This is a genomic window from Infirmifilum sp. NZ, from assembly GCF_022693705.1.
GTDB lineage: Archaea > Thermoproteota > Thermoprotei > Thermofilales > Thermofilaceae > Thermofilum.
The window spans coordinates 762,987-778,745 of record NZ_CP094288.1; the positions used below are offsets into that span (position 1 = coordinate 762,987).

Annotated in this window: 18 protein-coding genes and 1 tRNA gene; 9 read left to right on the plus strand and 10 right to left on the minus strand. The window is 48.3% G+C overall.

Going from position 1 to position 15,759, the window contains the following annotated elements; translation table 11 throughout:
• Positions 1 to 87: 87 nt before the first annotated feature.
• From MOV14_RS04100 to MOV14_RS04115, 4 genes are all read right to left on the minus strand, one after another.
• Complete coding sequence (locus MOV14_RS04100) at positions 88 to 486, minus strand: hypothetical protein (protein WP_318537965.1); 399 nt, start codon at positions 484 to 486, stop codon at positions 88 to 90.
• A gap of 76 nt (positions 487 to 562) precedes the next feature.
• The gene (mtnA, locus tag MOV14_RS04105) at positions 563 to 1,600 is read right to left on the minus strand and encodes an S-methyl-5-thioribose-1-phosphate isomerase (protein WP_318537966.1); all 1,038 of its coding nucleotides are present in this window, start codon (positions 1,598 to 1,600) and stop codon (positions 563 to 565) included.
• Between the two features lie 441 nt (positions 1,601 to 2,041).
• Positions 2,042 to 2,635: an endonuclease dU gene (locus MOV14_RS04110; protein WP_318537967.1), complete on the minus strand. Its 594-nt coding sequence runs from the start codon at positions 2,633 to 2,635 to the stop codon at positions 2,042 to 2,044.
• A gap of 9 nt (positions 2,636 to 2,644) precedes the next feature.
• Positions 2,645 to 3,748, minus strand: coding sequence for a M24 family metallopeptidase (locus MOV14_RS04115; RefSeq protein WP_318537968.1), 1,104 nt, complete (start codon positions 3,746 to 3,748; stop codon positions 2,645 to 2,647).
• Positions 3,749 to 3,869: 121 nt separating this feature from the next.
• Between MOV14_RS04115 and MOV14_RS04120 the strand changes: the two genes are divergently transcribed.
• The 5 genes from MOV14_RS04120 (at position 3,870) to MOV14_RS04140 (ending at position 7,483) form a co-directional block, all read left to right on the plus strand.
• Positions 3,870 to 5,246, plus strand: coding sequence for a hypothetical protein (locus MOV14_RS04120; protein ID WP_318537969.1), 1,377 nt, complete (start codon positions 3,870 to 3,872; stop codon positions 5,244 to 5,246).
• 202 nt (positions 5,247 to 5,448) lie between these two features.
• A complete protein-coding gene (locus MOV14_RS04125; RefSeq protein ID WP_318537970.1) occupies positions 5,449 to 6,123 on the plus strand; it encodes a hypothetical protein in 675 nt (224 codons plus the stop codon).
• 14 nt (positions 6,124 to 6,137) lie between these two features.
• Positions 6,138 to 6,554 carry a roadblock/LC7 domain-containing protein gene (locus MOV14_RS04130; protein WP_318537971.1) on the plus strand — a complete coding sequence of 139 codons (417 nt, stop codon included), beginning with the start codon at positions 6,138 to 6,140 and terminating at the stop codon, positions 6,552 to 6,554.
• Positions 6,517 to 7,044: a GTP-binding protein gene (locus MOV14_RS04135; RefSeq protein WP_318537972.1), complete on the plus strand. Its 528-nt coding sequence runs from the start codon at positions 6,517 to 6,519 to the stop codon at positions 7,042 to 7,044. Before MOV14_RS04130 ends, MOV14_RS04135 begins: the two co-directional genes overlap by 38 nt.
• Positions 7,045 to 7,114: 70 nt before the next feature.
• Positions 7,115 to 7,483, plus strand: a complete 369-nt coding sequence (locus MOV14_RS04140) for a roadblock/LC7 domain-containing protein (protein WP_318537973.1) — start codon at positions 7,115 to 7,117, stop codon at positions 7,481 to 7,483.
• A 3-nt stretch (positions 7,484 to 7,486) separates the two neighbouring features.
• On the opposite strand, the gene MOV14_RS04145 is transcribed toward MOV14_RS04140, so the two are convergent.
• The 6 genes from MOV14_RS04145 to MOV14_RS04170 form a co-directional block, all read right to left on the minus strand.
• Complete coding sequence (locus MOV14_RS04145; protein ID WP_318537974.1) at positions 7,487 to 8,692, minus strand: pyridoxal phosphate-dependent aminotransferase; 1,206 nt, start codon at positions 8,690 to 8,692, stop codon at positions 7,487 to 7,489.
• Between the two features lie 90 nt (positions 8,693 to 8,782).
• Positions 8,783 to 9,667 (minus strand): hypothetical protein, encoded by an 885-nt coding sequence (locus MOV14_RS04150; RefSeq protein WP_318537975.1) that lies wholly within the window; start codon positions 9,665 to 9,667, stop codon positions 8,783 to 8,785.
• 93 nt (positions 9,668 to 9,760) lie between these two features.
• The gene (locus MOV14_RS04155) at positions 9,761 to 10,207 is read right to left on the minus strand and encodes a 30S ribosomal protein S11 (protein ID WP_318537976.1); all 447 of its coding nucleotides are present in this window, start codon (positions 10,205 to 10,207) and stop codon (positions 9,761 to 9,763) included.
• Positions 10,208 to 10,209: 2 nt separating this feature from the next.
• The gene (locus tag MOV14_RS04160; protein ID WP_318537977.1) at positions 10,210 to 10,728 is read right to left on the minus strand and encodes a 30S ribosomal protein S4; all 519 of its coding nucleotides are present in this window, start codon (positions 10,726 to 10,728) and stop codon (positions 10,210 to 10,212) included.
• A gap of 11 nt (positions 10,729 to 10,739) precedes the next feature.
• The gene (locus MOV14_RS04165; protein ID WP_318537978.1) at positions 10,740 to 11,210 is read right to left on the minus strand and encodes a 30S ribosomal protein S13; all 471 of its coding nucleotides are present in this window, start codon (positions 11,208 to 11,210) and stop codon (positions 10,740 to 10,742) included.
• Positions 11,211 to 11,367: 157 nt separating this feature from the next.
• Positions 11,368 to 11,465: transfer RNA gene (locus MOV14_RS04170), tRNA-Ser, on the minus strand.
• A 237-nt stretch (positions 11,466 to 11,702) separates the two neighbouring features.
• Here MOV14_RS04170 and MOV14_RS04175 point away from each other — a divergent pair.
• The 4 genes from MOV14_RS04175 to MOV14_RS04190 all read left to right on the plus strand — a co-directional run bounded on the left by MOV14_RS04175 (position 11,703) and on the right by MOV14_RS04190 (position 15,755).
• Complete coding sequence (locus tag MOV14_RS04175; protein WP_318537979.1) at positions 11,703 to 12,581, plus strand: GNAT family N-acetyltransferase; 879 nt, start codon at positions 11,703 to 11,705, stop codon at positions 12,579 to 12,581.
• Complete coding sequence (menC, locus tag MOV14_RS04180; RefSeq protein WP_318537980.1) at positions 12,572 to 13,696, plus strand: o-succinylbenzoate synthase; 1,125 nt, start codon at positions 12,572 to 12,574, stop codon at positions 13,694 to 13,696. The genes MOV14_RS04175 and menC overlap by 10 nt, the downstream gene beginning before the upstream one ends.
• Positions 13,666 to 14,133, plus strand: coding sequence for a hypothetical protein (locus MOV14_RS04185; RefSeq protein WP_318537981.1), 468 nt, complete (start codon positions 13,666 to 13,668; stop codon positions 14,131 to 14,133). The genes menC and MOV14_RS04185 overlap by 31 nt, the downstream gene beginning before the upstream one ends.
• A gap of 338 nt (positions 14,134 to 14,471) precedes the next feature.
• Positions 14,472 to 15,755, plus strand: a complete 1,284-nt coding sequence (locus MOV14_RS04190) for a Cdc6/Cdc18 family protein (RefSeq protein ID WP_318537982.1) — start codon at positions 14,472 to 14,474, stop codon at positions 15,753 to 15,755.
• Positions 15,756 to 15,759: the final 4 nt, after the last annotated feature.

The window sequence follows — 15,759 nt, forward strand, 5'->3', positions numbered from 1 at the left end:
AGATCCCAGCTAACTTAAGCAATTTAAAAGCACGTTAGGTAAACTCAGTTTTTGAATATCAGGATGGGTATACACAAGGTGAAAGGTTTAAACGTTGATTACTGCTTCCCTCGCTACGACTTGGTCGATCTTGTCTTTTCTTCCTGTATGCTTGCGCTTAGCGATCTCGCTGATTAGCTCCTTCTCAGAGAAGAAGCTCTGGTTTTCAACCTCAATTATCGGTATTATAGAGAACTTGCTATCCGAAGCCCAAGTATTGGAGATCAGAATCTCGCCTGTAAAATTATTGAATAGAATGTACACTCCCTGAAGGGGTTGGGAGGCTTCGTAGTAATATATTACGCTGGGCTCGCCTCCAAGCGTAACTGGAACAAAGTAGATGTGTGAGCCATTTAATTGGTAGTGATGTATCAGCGGTAGCTGGCTTACGTTCAGAACATGCACTAGATCGACTAGACGCTTCAACCGGATCAGCTTAGCTGTCATCGAGCACCATTAGAATCATCAGTTTATAGGGTTAAAATGATCCACGGTTTTCACGAAAATAGAAATGATCAAGCATTTATAGCAGTGCCCGCGGTATGGTCTTTCCGAATGGAGGGTAAAGTACTCCCTTCTCGGTTATAAAGCCTGTAATTAGCTGTGGGGGTGTTAGGTCGAACGCGTAGTATATCGCTTTAGCTCCCTCGGGAGCTATCCTGATACCCTTAATGATTAGCACCTCATTTGGGTCTCTTTTCTCGATTTCGAAATCCCCCGGGCCTTCAGCGTTCAAGTCAAACGAGCTGGTAGGCGCCGCTACGTAAAAAGGTATATTGTGTACTCTGGAAACGAGGGCCAGAGGGTATGTTCCCAGCTTGTTCGCAACCCACCCCTTCCTCGTGACTCTGTCAGCACCTACTATCGCTAGATCTATTCTCTCCCTCATGGCTAGGATTCCAACACTATTATCGGTAGCGATTGTAACGTCGATTCCCGCTTGCATGAGCTCCCAGGCGGTCAGCCTTGCACCCTGAAGATAAGGCCTCGTCTCAAGAGCAATGACCCTGAAGTTTTTCCCCCTCTCTTTCGCAACGTACATTGGGGCTGTCGCGGTCCCCCAGTAGCTAGTTGCTAAGGAACCTGCGTTGCATACCGTTATTATCGTGTCACCGTCATCTATCAAATCAGCTCCTATTTCGCCGATCTTTCGGTTTGCCTCCTCGTCTTCCTTCTGAATTCTCAAAGCCTCCTCTATCACGCCTTTCCTGGCTTCTTCCAGGCTTGTAGCAGTCCTGGCTCGTGAGATGACCCGCTCAACAGCCCAGAAAAGATTCACTGCGGTTGGACGGGTCTGCTTCACCTCCTCAGCAACGCGTTCCAACCCGCTTAAGAACTCTTCCAGCGAGTCTCCAGTGTAATGCCAGGCAAAAAGCGCTAATGAAAAGGCAGCAGCCACCCCTATAGCTGGGGCACCGCGTATTTCCATGTCCTTTATCGCTTTAGCTAGTCGCCTCCAATCATGAGTCTCAGTGTAGACAAGCTTATCAGGTAACTCTTTCTGGTTGATAAGGCGAACGACACCATCTCTCCACTCAATAGTTCTCGGGAGCCTCAGCATTAAGCTTGAGTAGCAACGGCACTTTTTATCCTTTCACCTGCTTCCTCCTAGCTTTCAACTCACAATCGTCCAAATCCCGCTGATCAGATAGATACTGGAGGCTGTTAAAGAGGTGAATATGGAGCCTCTGGACACGTAACAGCTATGGCAAGCTTAATATGCTCGTACTCTGACACCCACGAGCTACCCTAAAAGCTGAAGCTGGAAAAACCTTGGGGACATCTCAGGGTGATTCAAAATGAGCTGTTCAACAGAGAGCTATACCTACGGTGGACGCTGTAGAAGCTATGCTGAGCTGATCAGAGAAAGTGGCAGAGGTTAACATGAGTTACATCTACCTCGTTAAGCAGGCCTGCCGCCTTTCAGTAACAGTAAGCTACCAGCCTGATTATTTGATGTAAGGTGAGGGCACCTAGAGAAGCGCATACGCAAATAAATTGCTTAGGTTGAAAGAAAAGCTGGATCATTGATCCTCAGGAACTCGTATACTGACCTAGCAATAGTTTGGGCGACCCGCAGGGGCTCAGGAACCTTACCGTGAAGCGTGACGGCATTCAGCAACTCACGCAACTCCTCCTCGTTGATACCAACGTACCTGGCGTAAACGTAGCTACTCGTTCTCTTTATGTAGACAAGCCTGCGTTCACCGAGCCCAAGGTACATGCCAAAGCGCTTGGAGTCGCCTGGGAAATACTCGCTTAAATACTTCTCCAGACCCCTCGATTCCTCGTAACTTAGGCAAATAACGGGTATGCTGAGCTCCTTGTAGAGAGTCGCTATATCCACTATATTGAACCAGCTGATAATACATCCATTTAGCATAACTACGTTGAAGTCGCGCCTGCCCGTACCTTTTACAAGGTTAAGGATCTTCTCTGTGGCGTCAAGACCGCCAACAGTCAGCCATGTCAAGTAGACCCCGTCCACGATCCCATCTCTCCTGTAGGAAACTCCAACTGCTATGGACTTCTTCAGCTTCCTATCAAATGACTCGGCTATGCCGAGTACCCGGAAGGCTGGCTTAGTGAGGTGCAAGAGTAGACCCTATATCACTAGGTAGTCCCGTGGGAAATATGTTAGTAGCTCCGCCCCGTCCTCTCTTACGTAAAGCATGTCCTCTATCCTCACTCCTAGGTAGCCGGCCATATAGACTCCAGGTTCTATGGTCACAACATCTCCCACCAGAAGAGGGGACTCGTTCTCGCTGTTCAGGTATGGTTCCTCGTGAATCTCGATGCCTACACCGTGCCCTAAGCCATGATTGAAATAAATGTGAAGGCCTTCTTCTTTTAGTGCTTTGAAGGCGGCCGAGTATACCTCCTTAGCGGCCTTACCAGCTTGCAGGCTTTCAATAGATTTCTCGAGCGCCTTAATTACTGCTCTGAAGACCCTCTCTTGCTTTTGCGACGGTTTTCCAAAGATGATGGAGCGGGTCATGTCGCTGCAGTACCCGTTAACCCTCGCGCCCAAGTCTATCTTCACTACATCGCCTTCTCTGAGCTCGCGCTGAGTGGGCTTTGCGTGGGGTTGAGCAGCGTGATCGCCGAAGGCAATTATCGGATCGAAGGAAGGTTGTGCTCCACTTTTGAGGATTAAGCTGAGTACTTCAACAGCGATGTCTACCTCTCTTACTCCCTTATCAAGTGTATCTAACGCTTTTCGCATAGCTAGCTCGGCGACTCTGATGCTATCCCTGATCCGGCTAATCTCCGCACTATCCTTCTGTCTCCTCAAGTTCAGCACTTCCCGTGTTATATCAAGAGGCTCTGCTCCCAGCTTTTCTGCTAGTTTTTTCTTCACATCAAGACTTGCACCAGCTATGCCAACTTTCTCTGGAGGAATGCTCCCTAAAAGCTTCTTAACAGCACCATACAGGTCTCTTTCAACTACCCTTTCGTATTCAGCCACTTCTTCTTGAGACGAGAAAGCGTAAACGTCGCCGACCGCACGCTCTTCGACAGCTCTTAAGTACTCCAGCCTGCTTGCAACCGATAAGACCTCTCCGGTCTCTAAAATTATCGACACGCTGGGCGCGTCTGTGCCTGTAAAGTAGAAGATGTTAGGTGAAGAGTATATGAGGGCAGCTTGAAGGCCTCTGTTGGTCAAGACTCTTAGCAGTCTTTCTACATGGCTTTTGAAGGGTTCCACAACCCTACAACTATGTGTACAGTAATATTATTTACTTTAATGGCATCAAAATTTTTCCAGTAGAGGGGGGCCACAACGGAAAACGTTATTAAAGTATCTCTCAACTCACTTCCCGAAGATTGTGGCGAAGGCTAAAGTGGGAGAGCGATTGCTTGCGGCGACAAGTATTTTCACTGCAGCGCTACTCTACTCTGAAATATTCTTAGCCGGAACAAACAGCTTAATTCTGAGCTTTGTACCAAGTGTCTCAGCTTTAACTGCGCCGTCACTCGGCGTTCCAGTCTTTGTGACCATGTTCTCGCTGGAGCTATATCGTCTACAGCGATTTCTCCCTCTTTTGGCCCTTCTTCCCTTTCAGCTTCTTCTAATCTTAAAAAACATACACAGTTGGGTTTCATCTACACTTCTCTTACTAGTTGTTCCCTTAGCTATCACTCATCCGAGTTCTATCGGAGTGATCCTCGGCATCCTTTACTACCTCGCTTGGAAGGAAAAACCACGTGAAGCCTTTTTCACAGGTCTTAGCTTCATCGCCAACCTCTTTGCATTCTCCCTACTTCTTTCAATAAGCGAGGAGATCAGGGCACCGCTACTTATTTTACCTGGCGGACTACAGGCATCAGAGAACGAAGTTACCAATGCTGTGCTTTTCTACTCAACCCTCTTTAATGCGCTAGTACATGACAGCAGGTTTATAGCAGAAATCATCGTGCTACTTTCATCCCTAACCGCAACCTCCTTAGTAGGCGAGAGAACATTTGCCTCTCTGATTACTCCGCAGGTCACCCTCCTTGCGATCACGCCGATCATTGGTTCTCCAAGCCTAGCCGACGCATGGGGGATAGCCTCATCCATGGGAACAAGCGCTATGCTCTACTTCGCCGAAAGCTCACAGATAGCTTTACATTCTCGCATTATCGCACTCGTAAGAGGCTTTACTGAAAGAAGGCGCGTGGCCGAGGAGGACAAACTCAAAATCGCTTTTGCAGATCTAGAATCTCTAGGGGAAACTGCACAGTTTTTATGCAGAACACTTCCACCAGGCAGGAAGATCGTAATTCTGGGCCTTAGCTATGAGGAGGAAAAAGCCTTTACGGAGTACTTCTTAGATGGATTAAAGTGCTCAGCAGACGTTATTTTGTTCCACAGGATAGGTCTCGAGGGATTACTAAAGCTCCCACCTCAAACCACGGTCGTCTTATACCTTCGCTTCTTAGATGAGAAAACATCGCTGACCCTTCTCTCAAAACTCACTGGCTACGATCCTGAAACTGTTGAGAAGCTCGTTCAGCCCTACAAGGAGAAGCTTACAAGGGTTAGTCGCGTCGCCTTGTACTTCGCTGCTCAGGAAATAAACAAGAGGATAAAGCAAGGACTGAGTGCCAGGAGAGCATTTAACTCGGTTTTAAGCCGGGTGAAAACGGATCTAAGTGAAGAGTTTATACGAGTTTTGGAGCAGGTATCCGCGAGATACGAAGTTATAGGTTTCGCTTCTTAATCAGCTACTTGTACGGAAAACTGCAGTGAATTACTTGGCAAACAATGTTTACCAAAGCAGGTTTTGAGGCTTTCTAATATTGCGATAATTTTATCAAAAGGCCTCTAGAAATACTACATGCTGCGTTATGCTAGCTAACTCAGAAGCCTACCAAACTCTGCTACAGTTAGAGCCATACTCCTTTTATCTAATCTTCCTTACGTTGCTTTCGCTTGGCATCTCATTGAGTGTTTTTATCGCTTTAATCTACCTCAAGCGAATAGTAGGACGCATAAGCGAAGGTAGCGCTTCCCAGGATAGATTTCGGGAGTTTGATGAAAGAATTAAAAAACTGGAAGAATCTGAGAAGAATACCTCTTCCATGCTAACCGAACTGTACAACTCGGTTAAAAATCTCCAGGAATCCTTCATCCGCATCGATTCTCGCGTGACGGCGCTCGAGAGCAAAACCGTACTTCTTGAGAGGAGATTCGCGAGGGAGGTAAAGGAGGCGCCTCGCCCAGTTTCCTACCCTCGCGTCCTGCAGCGTATTGAGGCGGCTTCGATTAAAGAGCTGAATGAGCTCGCGCTTCATTACCCCGAGGTTAAGTATGCATGTATAATAACTTCTCAGGGATACGTTGTCAAAAGCTATGGTCAGCCTAGTGAGGAACCTCCGAAGATACTTGAGATTTTAAGGATATCCGGAACACCTAGAGTTTCACTAGTCAGAGGAGATAGGATGCTCGAAGTCTTCTACCTAGGAGATGTAAAAGATTTGTCAGTGTATGCCATCTTGGAGGTGGAGGATAGTGCAAACGTTAACGAGGCTAGGCTAGATGCGATAAAAGAAACGATAATTAGATATTTTAGAGACGTAGTCTCAAAAACACAGTAGGTGTCAATGCTGTTATGAGTTCAGATAAAGAGGCAGAAGTAAGGGGGATACTTGGGAAGATAATAAAGGAGACTCACGACGCTGTCTCTTCCATCGTTTTCGCCTGGCGCGACGGGATCCCGATATCCTCCATCGCGCCTGACCAGTCTCAGGCAGAGTTCCTCGCGGTAGCCTCTGCCGCAGCTTTGGGGTCTCTCGACGCGCTTGGTGATATTTTCGGTAGCCGGGTAAAAAGAGTAGACGTGGAATTCGAGAACGGGGAGCACGTTGTGATCTCGTCGGTTGATGGCTCCTTCATCGCTCTCTCCACGGCCTCTCGTCCAAACCTTGGGCTGATACACCTTGTCTTAAGGAAGTACGAGGATAGTATCGTTAAGGCAGCAGGGGTCGGGTATGTCGACGCAACGAAATTACCTAAAGATACTCGTTAGTGGACCTTATGCTAGCGGTAAAACAACCTTTGTGAAAACTATAGCATCTAACGTTCTCACGACGGAAGTCCCTGTATCCTCATCTTATGAGTCGCAGATTAAGCGGTATACGACCGTCGCTTTCGACTACGGCAAAACCAGTGTAGACGGTGTAGATGTATACCTGTTTGGAACTCCAGGGCAAACCCGCCTCCAGTTCATGTGGAGAGTTCTTTCAACTGGAATGCATGGATATATCTTCATCGTGGACGGCACCTCAATGCTACACGTAATGCGCTCGCGTGCTGTCTATGATTATATGAAAAGCCTAGGCGAGTATCCTCATATCTTAGCTGTGAGTAAACAGGACCTCCCAGGTAGTGTTAAACCGAACATCGTGGCGCAACTTTTCGGAATAAAACAGGAAAACGTCATGCCGCTCGTAACATACGAGAGAAACTCCGCCTACGCGGTTTTAAAGAGAATAGTTGAAATCATTAAGAGAGGTTAGCGGGGTAGCATTTTAACTGTAAAAGATATATTGTCGTCAAAAGCTAATCTAGTGGTGATGCAGGCTGAGCTTGAATATTGAGGCTTTGAGGAGGCTTATTGAGCCTGTTACTAGGGTTGCCGGGTTTGAGGGGTTTGTTGTCGCTACGGGTGATGGGTTGCCCTTGCTGAGCAGTATAGCTGACAAGGAGCTGGAGGAGAAGGTGGCGGCGCTCACGGCTGTGCTGAGCGAGGTTGGCAACAGGGCTAGCACTGAGCTCGGGAAGGGGGAGGCGGAGTGGATCACCGTCAACGCCCCAGACGGCTCAGGCATCATCTACATCAAGCTCGGGGATCTAGGCTACATGGCAGTCCTCTTCAGCAAAGACACAAGGCTAGGAGTCCTCCTATACACCCTAAGAGAAGTAAAAAAGAAGATAACAGAGTCGAAAATAGCTTAGTTCTTAGAGATAACTAGTGATGTAGGCGTTCATCCTCTTGAGACCCTCCTCTATCCTCTCCTCGGTTTCGCTCACGAAAGTCATTCTGACGTGTCCTTTGCCCATCTCGCCGAAATATTTTCCCGGAATGACTACTACGCTCTTCCTGTACAGCAAGCGATTAGCGAACTCCTCATCATCTCTCCCCATTGCTTCGAGGTACTGCCTTAGGTCTACGAAAAAGTAAAAGGCTCCTTCGGGCAGTGTTGTCTTAGCGTCGGGTAAATACTCCTGTATGGCCTTGTACATGAAATCACGGCGCTTCCTATAGGTGGGAATGACCGTTTCGTTGAGGTACCGCTCTTTAATACCGTTCTCATAGAACTTGATCATCGCTAGTTGCCCTGGCGTGTCAGGTGCAAGGGAAACATACTGCTTTATCTTCTCCATTGCCTCTATAACCTCAGGGGGGCCTGTCACGTAGCCGAGCCGGAACCCTGGTATAGATGCCTCCTTGCTGAAGCTGTGAATGGTTATAGTCCTGTCTCTGGCTCCCGGAAAAGCGTCAACCCAAGGCGTAGCTCGGCCATACGTGATGTGCTTGTACACGGCGTCAAATATTATCCAGAAGTCGTGTTCCCTTGCCAACCTCACAAGCTCGCTGACGAACGCATCAGTGACTATACGACCGGTAGGGTTATCGGGGGATAGCAGTATGAACGCTTTTGTCAACGGGGAAATAACCTTCTTCACATCTTCGATCTTAGGCTGGTAACCCTCCTCCACGCGCACGGGAACATACCTAACACGCCCACCAAAAAGTCGAATAGGCTCCGAGTACCCGACGTATGTTGGATCTATGAGTATGACCTCGTCTCCGGGCTCGAGAATCGACCCTAAAGCCAGGTATATTCCCTCCGTCCCCCCGTTTACGATGATTATCTCTTCACGAGGATCATAGGATACGCCCCAGTACTTCTTAAGGTCTTGGGCTATTAATTCTCGAAGCTCTATCATCCCACGGGTGCTCCCGTAAGCTACCGTCCTCTGGGGAGAGCGTCTAAGTAAATCCGCTAGATAATCCACCACCTCCTGCGGGGGAGGGAGACTCGGCGCGCCACCTCCAAAGCTGATTATGTCCCCCTTACGCCTTGCCTCATCTAAAAGCGCGGCTATTCTTCTTATCGGAGAACTGACGATCGTTTGGCTGCGAGTTGCTATCCTAGGCATACCGTGGAATTATTCTCTTTCATATATTTATGCATTGCTAGTGATACTTTAAATATTCGCATTAAAGATGCTAGAAGTAAAATCGACAAGTTAACCAATTTTTTCCAGGATTTTCTTCAGATCGCTCGGAGACTTTAATGAGTCTTTGAATATCAGGAAAAACTCCTCTAAGTGTTTTTTAACTTCTCTGCGTTGCTCAGGGTCGAGATTAGAGATGAATTTCTCAAGCTCAGAGTACATCTCTCTTTGAGCAAGCAAAACAGCAAATCTTGCCAAGCTCATAGATGTGAGTTTCCCGTCAATGATACACAGGACAATCCCCGACTCAGGGTCGATTTCGTACGTTATTTTCTGCTCTTTAATACCCCTCGTTTTTTCCTCTCTGAGCTTGTCCAGAAGCTTCTTCTCGAGAATCTTCTCGACGCCATATATCGCTATTGCTTTTTCCAGCTTTTCACGCACGCGTTTATCCAGAAGCACTATTCTCTGAAAGTCTTCCTCGGTGATGGGAAGGTCAAAGACTTTTCCTCCCACTATCATTTGGCCCTTCAACCCTTTAACCTTTGAGGTGGGCATTCTGATATCAAGGAAGCCGTCGTAAGTGTATACGGGGATAACATGCGTCTCGCCGTTTGGAAAAACCACTTTCACAGCTTCATCCCATAGTTTGGCCGATACTTCGCCTAAAACTAAGTGTGGGCCACTTTCTAAAGCTGGGCATCTAAAGGCTTCTGCAAGGATGTCTGCAACACCCTCGACGAAGCCTAGGACCTCATACACTTTAAATCTCGTCCATGAGCTCTCTACCAGAACCTCAATTTCGAACTTCTTGGAAAAACTATAGCCGTAATTAGTAAGGTAGTTTTCGAACTCCTCCTCTTTTATGCAGTCAGCTCCCAGTCCGATCCAAGGCAAGCTATGCTCACCTATACTAACTCCCATCTCGTTAAAAATAATTACCACTATGTGAGCCAAAAAGAATTTCTTGGGGATCGTAGCCTAAAAATTGAAAGATGATGACCCATTGCAGCTCGGAGGCGTGAAGAAAAGGTTTCCGGTCTGATTTTTCTATACTCTTCTTCCTCTGCGCCCTCCGGGCTTCCTAATGGAGTCCGTAGGCAGCGGTGTAACGTCTTCGATCCTGTCAACCATTAGTCCTGCACGGACGAGCGCCCTGATCGCTGGTCCTGCACCGGGACCAGGCGTCTTTGCTCCATAGCCTCCTGGAGCCTTCACTTTAACGTGTACAACTCTAATACCCTTATCCAATGCAATCTTTGCAGCTTTAGCCGCAGCTTGCATGGCAGCCCAAGGAGAAGGTTTGTCCCTGTCCGCCTTAGCGACTTGCCCCCCAGAGGCTATTGCTATAGTTTCTGCGCCGGATAAGTCGGTGATGTGTATAATTGTGTTGTTGTAGCTGGCGTATATCCAAGCTATACCCACATCGCTCCTCTGTTTGGCTTCTTTTTCATCGCGAGGTTTCTGCTCTTTTTGCTCTCTCTCAGCTTCCGTCATTTTTACCCACCCACCCCAATGGGCTGTGAACGCTTAGCATAAGGAGATAACGGGTAAAAGCCTATAAGATCTTCCTCATCCCTCGGTACAAGATACCCCGGACTCCTGACTCTTCGACCGCCGATTGCTATATGACCATGTGTTATGAGCTGCCGCGCGTGGTAAATGCTGGAAGCCAGTCCCTTCCTGTACACCATTGTTTGCAGCCGTCTCTCAAGCACGTGCCTGACGTTTAAGCTTAGGATTTCATCAAGGGTAGAGTCTTCGCTAGGGAGGAGCCCCATCCGATATAGACGAGAGACAAGAGGCTTCTCCAAAGGAATTCTCTGGTTTTCGGGTAGAGCAAGCAGCTTCCTGGCTCGCGCTCTTATCTCCCTGAGTAAGGATTTGGCTATCCATAACTCTCGCTTGTTTCTTAGGCCGTACTCACCCAGCAGTCGCATCTCCTCCTCTAGAACCTCTTTCCTCCACGGGTGCCCCGGACCCTGCCACTTTCTCCTGGACTTTTTAGGATCGCCCATCTAACCACCCACTACTTTTTCTGCTCCTGTTGCTTTGCAGCTCCTCTCTTCACTCCTAACGTCATCCCCGTTCTGCCTGTTGTCCGTGTTCTCTGGCCTCTAACCTTCAGGCCCAGCATGTGTCTGACACCTTTGTAACTCTTTATCTTCTTCATGGTTTCTATGTCACTCCTAACTGTTAGCAGTAAGTCGGATGTGACTAAGTGTTGGTCAACCCCCGTAACAGGGTCTTTCCTCCTGTTTAGCATCCAGTTTGGCAGTCCGAGTGCTTCGATGTTTCGTAAAGCGTTGGATAGTTTCTCCACATCCTCATCTGTGAGGGTTCCGAGAAGCCGATGAGGGTCATAGCCCATCTTTCTCAGAACCGCGTAAGCCGTGTTAACGCCGATTCCTTTAATGTCCGCTAATGCATAGGCTAGGGCTTTATCGCCGGGCAAATCTACTCCCGCAACCCTAACGATGTAGCGAAACTCGCTAGCCATACGACCTGTGGCGTAAAGAAAAGATCCATATAAATATCTTTTTCGTCCCAGAGTGAAGGCAAAACAGCATCTCTATCACTGCAGACAGTCTACGGTTCTCCTCCCGAGATCCCTCTTCCGGGTAACATTCGGGTTTGAGCCCCGCAAATCTGGAAAGCGCCGGGGCCGGGATTCGAACCCGGGCACCCCAGAGGGGCAACGGATTTCTTGAATAGTGCTCAAGTCCGCCGCCTTGGTCCGCTCGGCCACCCCGGCTCCAGGTAGAAAACCGCAAGTTAGGATATAAAGACATCGTCGTGGACAGGAAAGATAGCTTCCTCCCACGTATATCCGTTTAACGCGTCCACTCATCTCACCTGTTCCTTGGTTTTCGTCGATTCTACACTTTCTTGCACTCGTTCACCTCAACCTAGAGCAAATATCTCATAAAATGTAATGAAAGAATCTTACTATAGCGCAAGTCTTTAATTGCACACGAAGCTTTTTTCATCGATGGAAGAGGTGCTTTTCGTAACTCCGGATAACTTCGCTCTCCTTAAACAAATCATGGAGGTCATGGTGGATGCCTGGTCCATGCCGGACTACGCGGAGGCTCTGCCGCCACACATAATGAAAGCCATACTTGACAACGGGGGGTTTATTGAGGCCGCGGTGCACGGCGGGCGTGTTGTCGGTTTTGTCCTCGGTTTTATTGGCTATGACCCAGAGTTTGGCTACTACCACTACTCTCATATGCTCGGTGTCCGCAAGGAGTACCGCGGTAGGAGTATAGCTCTCAAGTTAAAACTTCACCAGAGAGAATGGTGTATAAGTAGAGGCTACAGGCTCGTTGTATGGACGTTTGATCCACACCAAGGCTTGAACGCCAGGTTCAATTTTGGGAAGCTAGGGGTGGTTTCACGCAAATTCTACGAAAACTATTACGGCGAAATAGCAGATGGTATAAACGTCGGCTTACCCACCGACCGCTTCAAGGTGGAGTGGTGGATACTGAGCAAAAGAGTGGAAAAACGTGTCAGCGGGCATGACACCCCACCATCTTACGACGAGGTGAAAGACGTTGCCCAACAACTCATACACACAGAGAGAAGGGACGGCGTTAGAATTCCAACTGCAATATCACGGGATATTCCAAGCGAACTTGTTCTCCTCGAGTTCCCGGGTGATATAAACAGCCTAAAAGCCGTATGCTTTGAATGCGCACTTAGATGGAAGCACGTTTTCCGCGAAGCTATTCAGAGCTTACTTAAGCAGGGGTACATAGTGGTAGAGCATGTGTCCCTCCTCGAGGGCGAGGAGAGGCGCAACTTCTACCTGCTGACAAAAAGCCCCCTGGATGAACTACTCGAGGGTGAGTACCCGTGGAGATAAGGAAGGTCGACATATATCTCCTTGAAATGAAGCTTAAGGAGGAGTTTAGAACAAGTTTCGGGGGCATAAAGGCACGACCAGTCGTTTTAGTTCGAGTGGAGGAGAGAGGCGGAGAAGAAGGCTGGGGAGAGCTTGTTGCCGAGTGGGGGCCGTGGTATAGTTATGAAACCTTCGAAGTATCACTGCTCGTATTGAAGAAATTCATTGTGCCTCTGCTGATGGAGAGCGGTACCCGAGATCCAGAGGAGTTTTTGAGGCTTGCCTCGCGAGTTAGAGGTTATCCTATGGCTAAGACCGCGGTTGAAGAGGCTCTTGTAGATCTCTCAGCTCGCCTCAGGAAAATCCCGGTGGCCGAGGTTCTCGGGGGCAGACCCAAGGATGTCGAGGCAGGGGTCAGTATAGGCATCAAGCCTAACATTAAGGAACTTTTAGACGAGGTGAAGCTGAGACTAGATGAAGGCTACCGGCGAGTTAAAATAAAGATAGAGCCGGGATTCGACGTCAAGCCTGTTTCCGCTGTAAGGAAGGAGTTTGGCGATATCCCCCTTCAGGTCGACGCTAATGGTGCTTACTCAATTAGGGATCTCCAAATATTCGAAGAACTGGACAAGCAAGACTTACTTATGATCGAGCAACCCTTTGCTTGGGACGATCTCCTGGCGCACCGAGTGCTTGCCAGGAAGATCTCGACCCCAATCTGCCTGGATGAAAGCATAGCATCGGTTCAAGACCTAGTGATTGGGTGGATGTTGGGTTCGCTTGAAGTAGTGAACGTGAAGCCGGCACGAGTAGGGGGTGTGACGGTTGCTAAGAGAATGCTGGACATAGCACTGGAGCTTGGCATTGGAGCTTGGATCGGTGGGATGCTTGAAACAGGTGTGGGCCGAGCCTTCCTTGTTGCTTTAGCCTCCCACCCAGCTGTTAGTTACCCTAACGACATCTCGGCGAGCAACAGGTACTGGGATGAAGACATCGTTGAGCCACCGTGGACTTTAACGAGCAGAGGAACAATCGAGGTACCCAATAAGCCCGGTCTCGGAGTGGAAGTTTTAACAGACAGGATAGAAAAAATGAGTAGAGAGAAATGGAGTGTATCGAGAGGAACTGTAGCTTAATAGTGTCAGTGGTACGGGGACATGATAGAGCGGTCTCAAGGGATATACTCGACCTGCTTTTCCCTTACGACAGGAATGTTGACTGCTTCACAGTTAGCGAAAGTAAGATATGCGTGGAAACCAAACTAGACCAGGAGACGCTTCGAGCGCTTTTTACGAGATTTCCTATAAGGAACATCCTTTCCGCACGCTACATTGTACTTAGCGAGGAGTTAAAAACTGGCCTGGAAGAGAGTTTGAAAAACCTCTGCATAAGAGCTGCAGCGAAAGGATTGAGGTTCAGAAAGGTTTCTGTGAAGCTCAAGTCCCAAGACGGGTGGAGGCAAGAATACTATGAGCAAGTAAGGAGATATCTGTTAGGGTGCGCTAATGGAGAGGGTATAGCCTCTATCGAGAAGGTTTCCTGTAAGCTTGTTTTAACTGTTAGATTAATTTAGCGTTTCCCAATCTCATTGAGCTTTCACTCCATCGTTCTCAAATAAGCGGAAATAGACACCTTAACTCACAAGCACAGCCGACCCGCGCACTTTCAACCCTCGCGCAGAATCATCTGCAGGTGCCGCGTGCCGCACGAACATGGAAGAAAGCCCGTAACGGTGCGGACTAAAGTTGCTGGAGGGTGAACCGCTGCGAGCGCCAATGACCCGGTCGCACCGGGTTCTTCGACCGGCGGGGGCAGACAGCCCTGGCGCAGGTTAGGCCAGAGCAGTGAAGAGGTAACGTAACAAATAATATTCGAGGTTGTAGAATACTTTGTTGAAGCTGGAGGGAAGTTATGCTCGAAGACAAGCACTCGCTACCACCTCGAATCATACTGGATCACAAGAAGATGAGCAGCGAGTACGTACCTCTTTACCTGCCTCATAGGGAGAGCGAAGTTAAAGAGACACTCAGACACCTCTACTCGATAGTGAAAGGCGAGAAGGATGTAACCAAGACGGTGATATACACAGGCCCTACTGGTACGGGAAAAACTGCAGTTGCGAAAAGGATACTGGTGACGCTAGGCGAGCAAGCGTCTTCGGGAAAACTCCCTCCTCTCATGACCAGTTACGTTAACGCTTACGATCTTAGATCAAAATACGCTTTTTTCCGGAAGATTGGAGAAGACGTTGGTTTGAGGTTTCCCAGAAAGGGTTTCTCCACCCATGAAGTAATCACTTACATCTTCCAAACCCTCTCTAGAGGGGACTCAAATTTGGTTCTCGTCATAGATGAGGCGGACTTACTCGTTCGACAAAAGGAGGGTGAAGAGATCCTCTATATACTGATCAGGCTTAGAGAGCTTCTCAGCGATGTAAACGTTGGATTGGGAATGCTTGCCATCTTCAGAGATTTCCAGTTGAGTATTGAGAGTGTTTCAAACGTGGGTATTAAAAGCTCGCTCTCATCTGCCGTCATTCGCTTCAACCCGTACACCTCAAGGCAGTTAAGCGACATTCTCCGATTCAGGATTGAGAAAGAGGGGGCTATAAGACCTGGCGCCGTCAATGACGAAGTGATCGATATGATCGCAAACACGTTTGGTTATGATCACCAGCGCGGAGGTGCAGGGGATGCCCGTATGGCCTTGAAAGCCCTGTACTATGCTGCAATGAGAGCTGAAAGTCAAGGACGTAGCCTGGTACTTCCGGAAGACGTGAGGGAAGTTCTAAACCAGGGTCTATTGCCTACGCCGTACGATGAGGAAGAAATTAAACGGTTACAACTCCACGAGAAGCTCTTGCTTCTGGCGATAACGAATGTACTGCTCGTTGAAAAAGAGAGAGCTTACGTGAGTATTGGAGATGTAGAGTTCGAGTACGAGGACCTCTGTAACAGGTTCGGTGTAAAGCCTCTAAGACATACAAGCATTTGGGAGAGGATTCAGTTTCTGAAGCATAAGGGGTTAGTTGACGCGCGCGTAAGTAGTGTTGAGGGCAAGGGTAGGAGCACGCATATTGCTTTACCACAGACTTCCGAAAATGAATTCTATGGAATAAACCGGGTACCTCTGAATCTTCTTCAAAAGGTTCTCGAAGAAATGATTGAAAGAGACCTTAAGGCCTCTTCAGGCTAATTCT